This is a genomic window from Pirellulales bacterium (assembly GCA_035546535.1).
In the GTDB taxonomy this organism is placed as follows: domain Bacteria; phylum Planctomycetota; class Planctomycetia; order Pirellulales; family JACPPG01; genus JACPPG01.
Genome location: DASZWQ010000050.1, coordinates 185,087 through 199,387 on the forward strand (window position 1 = coordinate 185,087; position 14,301 = coordinate 199,387).

Below are 14,301 nucleotides of genomic sequence, written 5' to 3' on the forward strand. Positions count from 1 at the left end.
AGCGATTGCCTTGGCGCGGTGGTCCTTCTTATTCTCCAACTTCTTCGCCAAGAAACGTGGCGAGCGGCGCACGGGCTCGAGCGCCGTCGGCCGCGCTGCGCTAGGGCTGTTTGCGGCGATTTTCTTCACCGCAGGCATGATCGCTCTGGCTTTTATCCTGCTGAAAATCTCGATTCCTGAATGGCGCGTCAATCACCAGTTTGTCGAGACGACTTGTAAAGTCGTTTCCACGCAAGTCGCAACCGATGATGCCGGTTTAAAACGGCCCGAGTTCGAGGTCGCGTACAAGGCCGAGGGACAGCCGGTGATTGCCTGGAGCCGGTATGACATTGCCGGCACGTATCAAGCCGAAGAAACCGCCGACAAACTGCTGGCCGACTTCGCCCCGGGCACCGAATGCGATTGCTGGTACGATCCACGCGACCCGCAGACCGTCGTGCTCGCGCGCGGGTATACGCTGTCCGCCTGGCTCACGCCCCTGTTGCCGGCCGCGTTTATTTTCCTGGGGGGCGGCGGGTTAATCTTTGCCATTCTCACCTGGGGAAAGTCAACCGAACGCATCGCCGCGACGACCCCCAGCACTGCGGGGCTCGACTTTATCTTGCCGGCGCAGCACGGAGCGTCGACCATATTTCCGTCGGTGCCCGATTTCCAGGATTTGAACGACAGCCCAGGCACCTTCTTGCGATACCGATTGACGCCCGGGTCCGGAGACTGGGTTACGATCGCGATCGCCGTCGTTTGCGCGTTTTGGAACGTGGCGCTGATCGTGTTCGCGCGGATGGCAGTGCAGAGCTTCGCGCGCGGCGAGCGCGATTGGTGGTTGGCGATCTTCGTCGTCTTGCTCTTGGCCGTCGGCATTTTCTCGTTGGTGCTGTTCCTGCGCCGATTGTTGATCACGGCCAGCGTCGGGCCCACGCTGGTCGAAATCTCGGCGCACCCGCTGGTGCCCGGCGCCGCCTACGAGGTTTACGTCTCTCAGGCCGGGCGCATGGCGGTGGAAAAGCTCAGCGTCGCCCTGGTGTGCGAGGAAGTTGCCGTCTATCGCCAGGGCACGAACACGCGGAAGACGACGCGCCGCGTCTTCGAGCAACCGCTGGTCACGCGCGAATCGTTCACGATCGGCCATGGGGCGATGTTCGAAGCGCGCACGCGGCTGCAAGTGCCTTATGACGCCATGCACTCGTTCAAGTCGGCACATAACCGTATCGACTGGAAGCTGGTCGTCGCCGGCACGGTGAAGCGGTGGCCCGATTTCGAGCGAGGATTTCCGGTCGTGATCCGCCCGCGTCAGCCGCAGGGAGCGACTTCGTGACCACCGCCGCGCTGAACCTCCTGATTCTTCCCGACGGCCGCGTCGATTTCGCGCCGGGCGAGACGCTGTCCCTCGAATACACGCTCGATCCCGCCTGCGCCGACGACATCGAGGCGCTGGAAATCTCGGTCCTCTGGTACACCGAGGGGAAGGGGGACGAGGACATGGCGGTGCATTTCTTCGAGCGCATTGAGCGCGAAGCTGTCGGGTTCGTCGACTTTCGTCAGCCGCGACGGTTCGACACGATTCTGCCCAACTCGCCGCTGAGCTACGAGGGCGTGATCGTGAAGATTCACTGGTGCGTGCGGGCCCGCGCGTTTTTGGCCCGCGGAAAGCAACTGGTCGAGGAGCGCCCGTTTCGGTTGGGTAATATTCCGCCCGCCCGCGCCGTCCTGCCATGAGCGACAGTGCCGATCCGCGGCGTAAGACGGCGGGCGACGCCGAACAAACGGCCGCCGAGTCGCTGGACCACCAGCGGTCCGACCCCGCGAATCCCTTCTCCACCCGACGCACGCGGCCGGGTGCGATCGCTTTCATCTTTCGTGCTGGCGAAAGTCCTGCGGCCTTGGTTAAGCGACTCGAAGAAAACGGTTGGCGAGGCGAGATCGTCGGCCCGCACGGCAGCGGCAAATCGACACTCCTATGTGCCCTGCTACCGGCAATCAAATCGACCGGGCGAGAGCCGATCGTTGTTACCTTGCACGACGGCGAGCGTTCGCTGACCACTCACTGGGACGCGCTGACCGCGACCGGCGCGAAGACGTTGCTCGTAATCGACGGTTACGAGCAGCTATCACGATGGAGCCGCTGGCGGCTGCGACGTTTCTGCAAGAGCCGCGGTTGCGGCTTATTGGTCACGGCACACGTTTCCGTCGGCTTGCCGGCACTGGCGAGTACGACCGCGGACTTTGAAACCGCGCTCGCCGTCGTGCGCGCGCTTGGGAGCGATTGTGCGGCCCTTGACCGCGCGACCATCGAGCGGTCGTGGCACGCGCATTGCGGGAATCTACGCGAGGTCTTGTTTGACCTGTATGACTTGCACGAGTTGCGCAGATTGGAGCGGCGCTGAAAATCGTCGGCCTGTCGACTTGCATGACCTAAGCTTAGTCAAACTTCGTATGGCCAGAGAGGCAAAAGAGGCTGCGCAGGTTGCGGACGATTGGTTCGCTGGCAGCCGCTACAAGCGTTGCAAGCGGCAAGGTTTCGCTGATCGAAAAGTACAACCAATTAGTGCGTTTGCCCTGCCCAACTGCTTGACAGTTACAAACGGAATATTTCTAACCAACTAATGCGGATTACTCCACTGCGTCGGGGGTGCTTGAACATGATACCAATGAAGCTGCGTCACGCGTTGATGGCCACGGCCTTCGCCGGGCTTTCGATCATTCAACCGAGCGAGAGCAAGGCGATCTTTCATTGGTGCAACAAGTGCGCGCCGGCACCGGTCGCCGCGCCCGCTCCTGCATACGTAGCGCCACCAGCGGTCAGCTACTACGCTCCGTGCGCGCCGCCGACGGTGGTGAACTACGTGCCGCAGACGTACTATCGGCCGGTCGTCGTGAACACACCGGTGACTTCCTATCAACCGGTGACCAGTTGCGGGCTGTGCGGGCCGACGACCACGATGCGTCCGGTGACCACGATGGTTCAACAGACGCAGTACGTACCCTACACCTCGTACCGACTGGTGTACTCGGCGGCGATGCCCGTCGTGACGACGAACTACCTCGCGCCGGCCGTCGTGGCGCCCGCGCCTCCGCCTGTGGCGGCGCCCGCCGCACCGGCATGCTGTGGACAAGGCGCGCCGGCCATGCCAGCGCCCTCGGCGATGCCTGTCACGCCCGGCATGCCAGCGCCCGCGCCTGACGCCGCCGGGTTGACGCCGACTCCGTCGTTGAACGGACCAGCGCCGAGCACTTCGACCTATGGCGGAACTTATGGATCCGGGGCACCCACCTACGGGACGCCCGGATCGCAGAACTATTCGCCCTCGGCGCCGAACAGTTCGAACTACTCGCCGTCGCTGCCCAACAGCACGCAGAGCTACAGCCCGTCGACCAATGGAACGACCACACCCAGCACGCCGGGCTCGTCGAGCACGGCGCCCTCGTACGATCCTTTGCACCCGACGGCACCGCCGGATATTCACCTGAAGCCGACTCCCGAAGAGCCCTCGCCACAGGCAGGCCCCGCCTCGATTCCGCCGCGACAAGCAGACGCCGACGCGCGTACCGCGGCCCGCGGAACGACGGTCAAGCTTGGGTTCCCGCCGGGCGTCATCCCGGCGAACTACACGCAGCCCACCGCCCCGATGCCGAACGTCGATTGGCGTCCTTCATCGCGCTAAATCGCGCGGCGTTCGGTCGGCAGCGGCCGGCGAGTCGAAAAACCTACGAGATACATGCCACCCGATCGGCGAGCCGCAAGCTTGCCGGTCGGGTGATTTCTTTTGGACCTCGGCCGTCCGGCGCTCGAGGATCATCCCTTGGCCTTCCGAGGCGCAATCCGCCGCGAACCAGTGGCCGTACACACGTATCACGGCTTCGATCGCCGGGCCGCCAAGTGGCCGCTGGCTGATCAACTGGTTACAGTGAAGCCCAGCAAGCGGGTAGCTGACAACCGGTGTCGACGGACGTTTCTTCGTCATCGCGACGGACTGGCGAGCGCGCGACGTCGTACAAAATCGTTTTGAAGAATCCGACGAGGGTTTTCTATCATGTTTCAACGCAATGCAGTTCTGGCGACGCTTTTTTTGAGTATGCTAACCGGGCATTCCCTGGCCGCCGATGGAGGAACTCAGCCGTTGCGACGCGTGGGCTACGATCGACCGGCCAAGAATCCGCATCAAAGCCGCTCAGCCATCGCGGCCGAGCACGGCATCGTTGCCACCAGCCAGCCGCTGGCAGCGCAAGCCGGTCTCGAAATCTTGAAGCAAGGCGGCACGGCCGCCGACGCCGCGATCGCCACAAGCGCGATGATGGGCCTGGTCGAGCCGATGAGCTGCGGCATCGGCGGTGATATCTTCGTCATCTACTGGGACGCGAAAACGCAAAAGCTTTATGGCCTCAACGGCAGCGGCCGCAGCCCCTACAAACTCAATCGTGACGTCTTCAAGCAAAAGGGGCTGAAAGAAATTCCCAGCGAAGGTCCGCTCTCTTGGAATGTGCCCGGTTGCGTCGCCGGCTGGGAAGATTTGCGTGCCCGTTTTGGCAACAAGCCACTTGCCGAATTGTTGGCGCCGGCGATCGCATACGCCGAGCAGGGCTTCCCGGTAAGCGAGATCATCGCCGGAGGCTGGAGCTCTTCGCGGCAGTCGCTGTTGCAGTGGCCTGATTCGGCGAAAACCTATCTGCCCGACGGCAAGGCCCCGAAGGAAGGACAGATCTTTCGCAATCCGAATCTCGCGCGCAGCTACCGCGATATCGCCAGTCATGGGCCCGACGCGTTCTATAAGGGCGATATCGCGAAGGCCATCGTCGCCTTCAGTGAAAAGAATGGGGGTTACTTCACGCTGGCCGATTTTGCCGACCACAAATCCGACTGGATCGATCCTGTCTCGACCAACTATCGTGGCTACGACGTGTGGGAGTTACCGCCCAACGGCCAGGGTATCGCCGCGCTCGAGATATTGAACCTGATCGAAGGCTACGACGTGCGCGCGATGGGCCCGGGCAGTCCGGACTGGCTGCACCTGTTCATCGAGGCCAAGAAGCTGGCCTACGCCGATCGGGCCAAATTCTACGCCGATCCTGATTTCAATCGCTTGCCCACGGCGGAGCTAATTTCAAAGCCGTACGCCGAAAAACGCCGCAAGTTGATCGACATGGCACACGCCGCGCGCGAAATCCCGGCGGGCGATCCCAAGCTGGTCGGCGGTGACACGATTTATCTCACCGTGATCGACAAGGATCGCAATTGCTGCTCGATGATCCAGAGCAACTTTCACTCGTTTGGTTCGCAGGTCGTGCCCGGCGACGTGGGCTTCGTGCTGCAGAACCGCGGGCAGATGTTCGCTTTGGATGCGCATCATCTTAACCGGCTCGAGCCGCACAAGCGACCGTTCCACACCATCATTCCGGCAATGGTCACCAAAGACGGCAAGCCGTGGTTCAGCTTCGGCGTGATGGGGGGCGACATGCAACCGCAAGGGCATGTGCAAGTGCTCGTGAACATGATCGACTTTGGCATGAACCCACAAGAAGCCGGCGACTATGGCCGCGTGCGCCACAACGGCAGCGCCGAGCCAACCGGCGAGCCCGGCGCCAGCGACGGCGGCAAAGTGACCGTCGAATCAGGGATCACCGAAGAAACGATCGCCGCCTTACGCGCCCGCGGTCACAACGTCATGCGCTCGCGCGGCGATTTCGGCGGCTATCAAGGCATCATGATCGACTGGGAAAACGGCACACTGCGCGGTGCGACCGAGGCGCGGAAAGACGGGTGTGCTGTTGGGTATTGAGAGTGCTGAGCGCGGAGTGATGAGTGATGAGCGTTAAGCAATGAATAGCGATACTACCGACACGCCGTTCCACCTTTACAGCGCGCTGCACACATCTCTATCGCGCGCCGATATCGCGGACCTTTACAGATCCATTGGCTGGGAAGTTCACAAACTGACGTGGACTGACTTCGAGATACGGTCGCCGTGGGCTGAATTTGTGATTGAAAGCGAATCACCGATTCTCATGCACGGCCCAATCTTTTGCGAGTCCGCGGATATCGACGCATTGTTAGCCGCGCCGCGAGGACTAGGAATTCAGTTTGAAGCTGAACTTTACGCGAGCAACGATAAAACACTCGTCCGAAAATGGACTAATCCACCAGAGTAGACGGATCCAGACGCTCGTATCGCTCAGCACTCATCACTCCGCATTCATCACTTCCGCCTCACGTCCCGCGCACCACGCCATACCACTCAATGTGCTTGCGTGGGCAGTACCGGAAGCCGGCCGCTTCGCAGTACTCGGCAATCCAAGCAGCGCGCTCGGCAAGTTCGGCCTGATCGGTCCCTTGCGGCATGAGAAGCACGCGCGAGCGGTCGACTTCGGGAAACTCGGCCAGGTAACGTTCGACTTCCGCCAGATCGTCCGGCCGATCGACGACGAATTTTAGTTGGTACGCGTAATCGGCCGTTAGCCGGCGGATCACCGACGGCTGGTGCCGGGTCCGCTCGTGCCGGCCGCTCCAACGCGGATGCTCCTGGCGTGATGGGGTAGAGTTGGACAGCTTGGGGCTAATCGACATCAGATCGCAAGTAACCGGCAGATCGAGTGTGCCAGCCGTCTCGATCGTGATATGGCGTCCCTGCGCGGCCAGCTCGGCCGATAGCGGCACGAGCTCAGCCAATAGCATCGGCTCGCCGCCGGTGATAACGACGTGCGTCGTGTCGTGCTCGCCGACGCGTTGCAAGACTTCCTCGACCGACAGGTCGGTCCCCTCGGGCGCCCAACTGGTGTACGGCGTGTCGCAAAACCAGCAGCGCAGGTTGCAGCCGCTGGTGCGAATGAAAACGCTGTCCGTGCCCGTGAGCAATCCTTCGCCCTGACGCGAGCGGAAGATTTCGGCGATTCTCACGTTTCGTACTCCAGCGGATCCACGAGCCCAGCTTCGGCAAACCCCTTGAGCCTTAACTGGCACGAGTCGCAGCGGCCGCACGGACGCCCCGTCGCACTCGGGTCGTAGCAGCTATGGGTTAGCGCATAGTCCACGCCCAGCTCGTGACCGCGGCGAATGATCTGGGCCTTGGTCATTTGGATGAGCGGGGCATGAATCTTGAACTTCAGCGTACCCTCGACGCCGGCCTTTGTCGCCAGGTTCGCTACTCCCTCAAAGGCCTCGATATATTCCGGCCGGCAATCGGGATAGCCCGAGTAGTCGAGCGCGTTGACGCCCAGGAAAATATCGGCAGCCGGCAGCGTTTCGGCAAAGGCCAGCGCCAGCGATAAGAACACCGTATTCCGGGCCGGCACATACGTCACTGGTATGCCGTGCGAGATGGCGCCAGCGGATCGTTCCTTCGGAACCGGGATATCGGCCGTCAGCGCGCTATGACCGAATTGCGCCAGATCGATTCGCAAAATGGCGTGCCGCTTGATGCCCAAAGCTGCCGCCACGCGCTGGGCCGACGCAAGTTCATGCTTGTGCCGCTGGCCATAGTCAAACGACAGCGCGGCCAGCTCGAACCCTTCGGCCCGGGCGATGGCCCCGGCCGTCGTTGAATCGAGCCCACCGGAAAGCAACAGAACAGCCGCTCGTGGCATTTGGATCGTGTTAGTCCAGGAATCGTGGCAACTTCCCTCTCCCGGCCCATCATGCCACAATGACCGCAAATGGAAAAGGAGCCGCGATGAGTGCCGACTTTCGTAAAACGCTGGAAACGTTCGCCAATCAATATCCCGATCGGCCGTACACGATCGAAATCGTCTGCCCGGAGTTCACGTCGGTGTGCCCCAAGACGGGCCAGCCGGACTTCGGCACGCTCACCATCAGTTACGTGCCGGCGGCCCAATGCGTGGAGCTGAAGAGCCTGAAGCTCTACTTGCAGCAGTTTCGCAACGAGGGCATTTTCTACGAACATGCCACGAATCGCATCCTCGACGACCTGGTGGCCGTGCTTGCCCCGCGACAAATCACGTTGCGGGCGGCCTTCACCCCGCGCGGCGGCATTTCGACCACCGTTACGGCCACGCACGAGGCAAGCCGGTAAGAAACTAGTCGCGCCCTTCGCACCCCGTTCACCACAAGGAGCCTGCCATGTCCGGTAAGCCGCGAGCGATCCCCGAAGGGTTCCACACACTGACCGTTTACCTGTCGGTCGCCGACTCGTCGAAGGCAATCGACTTTTACAAACGGGCCTTTGGCGCCGTCGAGCGTTATCGGTTGCCAGGCCCGAACGGCAAGGGAATCGGCCATGCCGAGATCACGATCGGCGACACGATCGTCATGCTGGCCGATGAGTGCGATATGGGATTGGCCAAATCTCCCAAAACTCTCGCCGGCAACACGGCCGGCCTGTGCCTGTACGTCGAGGATGCCGACGCGGCGTTCGATCGCGCCGTGAAAGCCGGGGCAATCGTCAACCGCCCCATGAAGACGCAATTCTATGGCGATCGCTCCGGCACCGTGACCGATCCCGACGGCTATCACTGGACCGTCATGACGCACGTTGAGGATGTCTCGCCCGAGGAAATGATGCGCCGTATCCAGGCGATGTGACGTCGCTACATACCACATATCAAGTCACCGGGTTCCCACGGAGGATAGAACCATGTCCGCAGGCGACCGTGGAACAGGCGGCGCGCAATCTTCAACTTTGGCGGCACGGCAACTATCGCCGCTACGCAATTCGACGACGGCCGGTGATATTGCGGCGTTGGTTGACGAGCAGCTCGCCCACTTCGGCATCGCGGCGTCGAGCGATTTTGGCCGATCGCTGGCCAGCATTGCTCGCCGGCTGTACGAATGCCACGGCGACATCGAATCGCTTTGGCAGGCGACGCTATCCTCGATCGGACAGTTGGATCGCGCGGATCGGATTGCGTATTTCAACGCGGCCAAATTTCTGTCGTTCCAGTTCGCCAAGCTGCTCGACATGCTGCAGGCGCCGTCACGCCGCAGCTATCAGAGCCTCGACTACGCGCCGGCCACGCAGTACGCCAAGGGTCCGTACGCGGTCTTCGACAATGTGACGGCGATCTTTTCAGCCAACCCCGTGATCGCCCGCACGGCCACGTACATTTACGCCTGTGCCGAGTGGATTGCCGACGCCTTCCAGGGCAAAGAGCTTCTTCTTGAGATTTACTCCCGGCTCTTGAACCCCACGTCGGTGTCGCTGGCGAATTACATTGTCGATCTCGAAGCTGGTCCCTACACGGCCGACTACTTCGCCTGGAATTTCAACAGCGGCATGGCGGCTATCGACGGTGTCTTAGCCCACCTGCTCGGCGCCGGCGATATCCTCATCACCAGCCGGAACATCTACGGCGGCGCGCATCAATTGATTCACGACTGGTACGCGAAGCCGGGCAACCTGGAAATCGCGGTCGCCACGTTCGACGGCTATACGGCCGATGATTTCCTGGCCTGCTGGCAGCAAGCGCGCACGACGTATGCCGACCGCCTGAAGGCCGGCCGCCGCTCGTATGTTTATCTGGAAAGCCCCTGCAATCCGCACGGCTACGTGCTCGACGTGCCTGGCATCTGCCGCGCGGCGCACCGCGAAGGTCTGCGCGTCATGCTCGACGCCACGGTCGGCACACCGTTTCTCAGCCGCCCGCTGCAACGCGAAGACCCGACCGAGCGCCCCGATTTTGTCATCCACAGCTACACGAAGGATCTGTCCGGCACCGGCACGGTCGTGGCCGGCGTGGTGATCGGGCGCAACGTGGATATGTTCATCCCCAAGGGGGAATCCGTCGGCGAGGTCTCTTGGCGGGACACGCTTTTCTGGAACGTCTACTACGTGAAAGGTGCCTTCCTCAACGCCGACGCGGCATTCGAGGTCTTGCAAGGCATCCGCACGCTCGAAAACCGGATGCTGGCCAAGTGCATCAACACAACGATCCTAGCCCGGTTCTTGGACGCTCATCCGGCCATCGCCGTGCATTGCAACGCCCTACCTGAAGACGAAAACTCGAAACTGCGCGAGTCGGAAATGTTCCTCGGCTTGCCGGCCCCCTTGTTCACGATCGATTTCGAGCAGGCCGGCATCCCGCGCGCCGCCTTCCAACGCTTCTTCGACAACCTCTCCCCGACGTTCGGGCATATGATCAGCCTGGGCCAGTCGAACACGATCATCAGTTGCCCGGCGCTGACGACGCACTCTGAATTGCCGCCCGAGGAACTGGCCCGCACCGGCATCCTGGCGACGACCATTCGATTTGCCGTCGGCGACGAAGACCCGCGGGACCTGCTCGCGCACCTGGTCGAAACGGCCAAGATCACGATCGATCCGGCCGTGCCCGGCTTTTCCAGCCAGCTTCCGGACCAGGCGGCGGCCGCGGCGCTCGTGCGTGATTGCTACCTCGACGTGCATCGCCGGTATATCGAAGCCAAGTGCGGGCCGAAAGCCTAAAGCACGTCCGGCAAGGGTACCGTTTTCATGGCCTCGGCGCCCCGCGTTTGTCTATACTGAGGGGGTCTTAGGGCCAGCCACCGCGACGCCCCAACCCTCGCTTTTTCCTGCCTCGTTGGTCGGGAAGCATCGCACGCCCGCCGGAGCCGATCGTGTCGCGCAGCGCATCGTCATTTCCGCCGAAACAATCGCGCCGCCGCTTTCTTGCACAAGCCGGCGGTGGGTTCGGCGCGATCGCGCTCGCGTCACTGCTTGATCGCCACACGCCGCTGCGTGCCGCCAATACTTCGCCGGTCGACCCGCTCGCTCCGCGGGCGCCGCATTTCGCGCCCCGCGCCAAGCGCGTGATTTACCTCTTCATGCACGGCGGGCCGAGCCACGTCGATCTGTTCGATCCCAAGCCGGAGCTGGCGCGCAACGCGGGTAAGCCGCTACCCGAATCGGTCGGCCCCGTGATGACCCGCCGCAAGGTGGCGCAGAACCCGTTACTCGGCCCGGTCGTTCCGTTTCGACCGCGCGGTCAGTCGGGCCTGGAGATCAGCGACTTCCTGCCGCACATCGCCGAGCACGCCGACCAGTTGTGCGTATTGCGAGGCTGTCACGGAGACAGCGTCAACCACCCGCAATCGGTCTACCAGATGAACACCGGTAGCATCCTGATGGGCCGCCCAAGCCTGGGAAGCTGGATCACCTATGGGCTTGGCACCGAAAACGACAGCCTGCCCGCCTTCGTCGTGCTGGCCGATCCCGGCGGAGGCGTAAAGGGAGGCCCGCCGGCCTGGGGCAATGGCTATCTGCCGGCGACCTTCCAGGGAACGACCTTTCGCACCGGATCGACACCGATTGTCGATTTGCGTCCGCCGGCTGCGATGAGCACGGCCGAGCAGCGCGGCATGCTCGACTACCTGCGCACGATCAATGCGCGGCACGCGCAAGAGCGGCAGCATGACAGCGCGCTCGAAGCGCGGATCGCGGCCTACGAATTGGCGTATCGCATGCAGTCGGCCGCGCCCGACGTGGTGGACCTGGCGCGCGAAACTGCTGAGACGCAGGCGCTCTACGGCATTGGCGAGCGCGCCACCGACGAGTTCGGGCGACGATGCCTGCTCGCGCGCCGGATGGTCGAGCGCGGCGTCCGCTTCGTGCAACTTTATTCCGGCGACACCAACGGCTGGGATGCCCATAACGATGTTGTGAAGAACCACGGCGAGTACTGCCGCAAAACCGACAAACCGGTCGCCGGCCTGTTGACCGACCTGCGCCGGCGCGGGCTGCTCGACGAGACCCTTGTTATCTGGGGAGGCGAGTTCGGCCGCATGCCCATGAGCGAACAGGGCAAAGGGCGCGACCACAATCCCTGGGGCTACAGCATTTGGCTGGCCGGCGGCGGCGTGCGCGGCGGCTTCGCCTACGGGGCCACCGATCCGTTTGGTCTGCGCGCGGCCGAGGGAAAAGTACACGTACACGACTTGCACGCTACCGTGCTGCACTTGCTTGGTCTTAACCACGAAAGCCTGACCTTCTTGCACAACGGCCGTGAAGAGCGGCTGACCGACGTCGCCGGCCGCGTGGTGAAGGAGGTCCTGGCATGAGAATGGGCGCGGCCCCCCTGCTCTGCTGCCTGTTTGGCACGGCCATCGTGTGGGGAATTGACGCCGCGCGCGCCGAGGAAGCCAAAAGCGAAACCAGCGCGACCGCGCCCGTCGAGCCAACCATCTCCGTCTCGGAGCGCGATCATTGGGCGTATCGTCCGCTGGCCAAGAACGAAGCGCCGGCTGTCGACGATGCACGCTGGAATCAGAACCCGATCGATCGATTTCTTAAAGCCGAGATGCAGCGCCGCGGGGTCGAACCGCTGCCGGCCGTGGGGGCAGTAACGCTGCTGCGGCGCGTAAGCTTGGACCTGACCGGCCTGCCGCCGACGCCCGAACAGATCGACGCGTTTCTGGCCGATCATTCGCCGCAGGCTTATGAAGGGCTTGTCGACCACCTGCTGGCTTCGCCCGCGTACGGCGAGCGTTGGGCCCAGCACTGGCTCGACCTGGCGCGCTTTGCCGAAACCGATGGCTTCGAATTCGACTCCGTCCGGCCCAATGCCTGGCGCTACCGCGATTGGGTGATCGACGCCTTGAACCGCGACTTGCCCTTCGACGAATTCGTTCGACTGCAGATCGCGGGGGACGAACTGTCGACCGCGCCCGAGGCGGCCGTGGCGACCGGCTTTCTCCTGTGCGGCCCGGACATGCCTGACCTGAACTTGCAGGAAGAGCGTCGCCACCAGGTGTTGAACGAGATGACGGCCACGGTCGGGGCAACGATCCTGGGCTTGCAGATCGGCTGCGCTCAGTGCCACGACCATAAGTACGATCCGCTGACGCAATATGATTTTTATCGATTGCGAGCGTTTTTCGAGCCCTTGGAATTGTTTCGCGACTTGCCTATCCCGACGGCGGCAGAGGCCACTGCGCGACAAACCGCCGAAGCCGCCTGGACCGATGAGGACCACCGTGCCGAGAAGCGGCGCCGAGAGCTGGAGGAGTTGGGCCGCAAACGAGCACGCGACAAAAATCCCGACGAGCCGCCGAACGCCGAGCAAATCGTCGCCGAGTTGAACGACGCGGAGCGCGGCGAGCATGCCGAGATCGTCGAACGTCTGCGATCGCTCCCGCCATTGCCTGTCCTGCCGCTAGGTCGGGTCGCCCGCCAGGGAGAAGCGCGACCGGCGCATTTGTATCTGCGCGGCGATTTCCGCCAGCCGGGCCCGACGGTAAACCCGGGCTATCCGCAGTTGTTTAATGTCGTCCTCAACAGCTCGATCGCAAAGGACAGCTCGGCGTCGGCCACCTCGCGCGCGGACCTGGCTCGCTGGCTCACGAGCCCCGAGAACCCGCTCACCGCCCGCGTAATCGTGAATCGCGTCTGGCAGGGACATTTCGGCGCCGGCCTGACCGAATCGGCGAGCGATTTCGGGGTAATGGGCATCGAACCAAGCCATCCTGAGCTGCTCGATTGGCTGGCCCGCACTTTGATCGAAGATGGTTGGAGCCTGAAGGCGCTGCACCGACGGATCGTGACATCGGAAGCGTACCAAACGGCGAGCGGCCCCTTTGATCCCGAGTGGACCGACGAGGAGCGCCGCGCCGCGGATACGATCTGGCAAGCCTCGACCGCGCACGATTCGCTCAACCATTCGCTCTGGCATCGGCGACGGACGCGCCTGGATGGCGAAACGCTGCGCGATTGCATGCTCTCGGCCGGCGAGCGATTGTCGTCGCGCCGCGGCGGGCCGGGCGTGCGGCCTCCATTGCCGGCGGAAGTGACCATCTCGCTCTTGAAAGATCAATGGGTCGAAAGCCCCGACGAGGAAGACCATCGGCGACGCAGCATCTATTTGTTCGTACGTCGCAACCTGCGCTATCCATTGTTCGATGTGTTCGATCGGCCCGATACGAATGCCAGTTGCCCGCGGCGGCATGAGTCGACCACCGCGCCGCAGTCTCTGGTGCTATTGAATTCGGAGTTCAGCCGGGAATGCGCGCAGCATCTGGCCGTCTCGATCGCCCGCCGCGACGCCGATCCGGCGACCTGGGCCGACCGGGCGTACCTGCGCGTCTTCAACCGGCACGCGACGGCCGACGAAGGGCGCGCGGCCAGTGAATTCCTCGGCCGGCAGGCCGCGCTATTGGAAACCGACACAGGCGTTGCGACGCAAGAGGGAAGTGGAAGTACGGCCGGCGTGACAACCACCCGGATGGCAGCGCTCGCCGATCTGTGCCTGGCCCTCTTCAACGCCAACGAGTTCGTTTATGTAGACTAGAACTGCACTAAACCTGGCAGTTGTTGTGACGTTTCCATGAGCCCGAAGCGCCAGCGAGGGACGCATTCGAGTGCAACCGAAAACCCTCGCCGGCGC

General features: G+C 62.8%; 13 protein-coding genes. 11 read left to right on the forward strand and 2 right to left on the reverse strand.

The window, feature by feature from the left end; all coding sequences use genetic code 11:
- The first annotated feature begins 10 nt into the window (after positions 1-10).
- The 6 genes from VHD36_06695 to VHD36_06720 all read left to right on the forward strand — a co-directional run bounded on the left by VHD36_06695 (position 11) and on the right by VHD36_06720 (position 6,144).
- Positions 11-1,315, forward strand: coding sequence for a DUF3592 domain-containing protein (locus VHD36_06695; GenBank protein ID HVU86989.1), 1,305 nt, complete (start codon positions 11-13; stop codon positions 1,313-1,315).
- Positions 1,312-1,716: a hypothetical protein gene (locus tag VHD36_06700; protein ID HVU86990.1), complete on the forward strand. Its 405-nt coding sequence runs from the start codon at positions 1,312-1,314 to the stop codon at positions 1,714-1,716. The genes VHD36_06695 and VHD36_06700 overlap by 4 nt, the downstream gene beginning before the upstream one ends.
- On the forward strand, positions 1,713-2,384 hold the full coding sequence (locus tag VHD36_06705; GenBank protein HVU86991.1) for a hypothetical protein: 672 nt from the start codon (positions 1,713-1,715) through the stop codon (positions 2,382-2,384). Before VHD36_06700 ends, VHD36_06705 begins: the two co-directional genes overlap by 4 nt.
- Positions 2,385-2,648: 264 nt before the next feature.
- Positions 2,649-3,662, forward strand: a complete 1,014-nt coding sequence (locus tag VHD36_06710) for a hypothetical protein (GenBank protein HVU86992.1) — start codon at positions 2,649-2,651, stop codon at positions 3,660-3,662.
- Between the two features lie 369 nt (positions 3,663-4,031).
- Positions 4,032-5,774, forward strand: coding sequence for a gamma-glutamyltransferase (gene ggt, locus VHD36_06715; protein ID HVU86993.1), 1,743 nt, complete (start codon positions 4,032-4,034; stop codon positions 5,772-5,774).
- 40 nt (positions 5,775-5,814) lie between these two features.
- The gene (locus VHD36_06720) at positions 5,815-6,144 is read left to right on the forward strand and encodes a hypothetical protein (GenBank protein HVU86994.1); all 330 of its coding nucleotides are present in this window, start codon (positions 5,815-5,817) and stop codon (positions 6,142-6,144) included.
- 58 nt (positions 6,145-6,202) lie between these two features.
- Here VHD36_06720 and VHD36_06725 read toward each other — a convergent pair whose 3' ends face one another.
- Both VHD36_06725 and queC read right to left on the reverse strand, forming a co-directional pair.
- Entirely contained in the window at positions 6,203-6,889 is a 687-nt protein-coding gene (locus VHD36_06725; protein HVU86995.1) for a 7-carboxy-7-deazaguanine synthase QueE, read from the reverse strand.
- Positions 6,886-7,575, reverse strand: a complete 690-nt coding sequence (gene queC / locus VHD36_06730; protein HVU86996.1) for a 7-cyano-7-deazaguanine synthase QueC — start codon at positions 7,573-7,575, stop codon at positions 6,886-6,888. Before queC ends, VHD36_06725 begins: the two co-directional genes overlap by 4 nt.
- Before the next feature lie 86 nt (positions 7,576-7,661).
- Here queC and queF point away from each other — a divergent pair, with 86 nt between their 5' ends.
- The 5 genes from queF (at position 7,662) to VHD36_06755 (ending at position 14,205) form a co-directional block, all read left to right on the forward strand.
- On the forward strand, positions 7,662-8,021 hold the full coding sequence (gene queF / locus VHD36_06735) for a preQ(1) synthase (GenBank protein ID HVU86997.1): 360 nt from the start codon (positions 7,662-7,664) through the stop codon (positions 8,019-8,021).
- Between the two features lie 47 nt (positions 8,022-8,068).
- Entirely contained in the window at positions 8,069-8,530 is a 462-nt protein-coding gene (locus VHD36_06740) for a VOC family protein (protein HVU86998.1), read from the forward strand.
- Positions 8,531-8,582: 52 nt separating this feature from the next.
- Positions 8,583-10,388, forward strand: coding sequence for a PLP-dependent transferase (locus VHD36_06745; protein HVU86999.1), 1,806 nt, complete (start codon positions 8,583-8,585; stop codon positions 10,386-10,388).
- Between the two features lie 152 nt (positions 10,389-10,540).
- Positions 10,541-11,980, forward strand: coding sequence for a DUF1501 domain-containing protein (locus tag VHD36_06750; protein HVU87000.1), 1,440 nt, complete (start codon positions 10,541-10,543; stop codon positions 11,978-11,980).
- Positions 11,977-14,205, forward strand: coding sequence for a DUF1549 and DUF1553 domain-containing protein (locus tag VHD36_06755; protein HVU87001.1), 2,229 nt, complete (start codon positions 11,977-11,979; stop codon positions 14,203-14,205). Before VHD36_06750 ends, VHD36_06755 begins: the two co-directional genes overlap by 4 nt.
- The last annotated feature ends 96 nt before the right edge of the window (positions 14,206-14,301 follow it).

Bases quoted from the DNA above. Each gene is read 5' to 3' on its own strand.
- VHD36_06705 (HVU86991.1), top strand. From the start codon at position 1,713: ATGAGCGACAGTGCCGATCCGCGGCGTAAGACGGCGGGCGACGCCGAA.
- VHD36_06710 (HVU86992.1), top strand. From the start codon at position 2,649: ATGAAGCTGCGTCACGCGTTGATGGCCACGGCCTTCGCCGGGCTTTCG.
- ggt (HVU86993.1), top strand. From the start codon at position 4,032: ATGTTTCAACGCAATGCAGTTCTGGCGACGCTTTTTTTGAGTATGCTA.
- VHD36_06720 (HVU86994.1), top strand. From the start codon at position 5,815: ATGAATAGCGATACTACCGACACGCCGTTCCACCTTTACAGCGCGCTG.
- queC (HVU86996.1), bottom strand. From the start codon at position 7,575: ATGCCACGAGCGGCTGTTCTGTTGCTTTCCGGTGGGCTCGATTCAACG.
- queF (HVU86997.1), top strand. From the start codon at position 7,662: ATGAGTGCCGACTTTCGTAAAACGCTGGAAACGTTCGCCAATCAATAT.
- VHD36_06740 (HVU86998.1), top strand. From the start codon at position 8,069: ATGTCCGGTAAGCCGCGAGCGATCCCCGAAGGGTTCCACACACTGACC.
- VHD36_06745 (HVU86999.1), top strand. From the start codon at position 8,583: ATGTCCGCAGGCGACCGTGGAACAGGCGGCGCGCAATCTTCAACTTTG.
- VHD36_06755 (HVU87001.1), top strand. From the start codon at position 11,977: ATGAGAATGGGCGCGGCCCCCCTGCTCTGCTGCCTGTTTGGCACGGCC.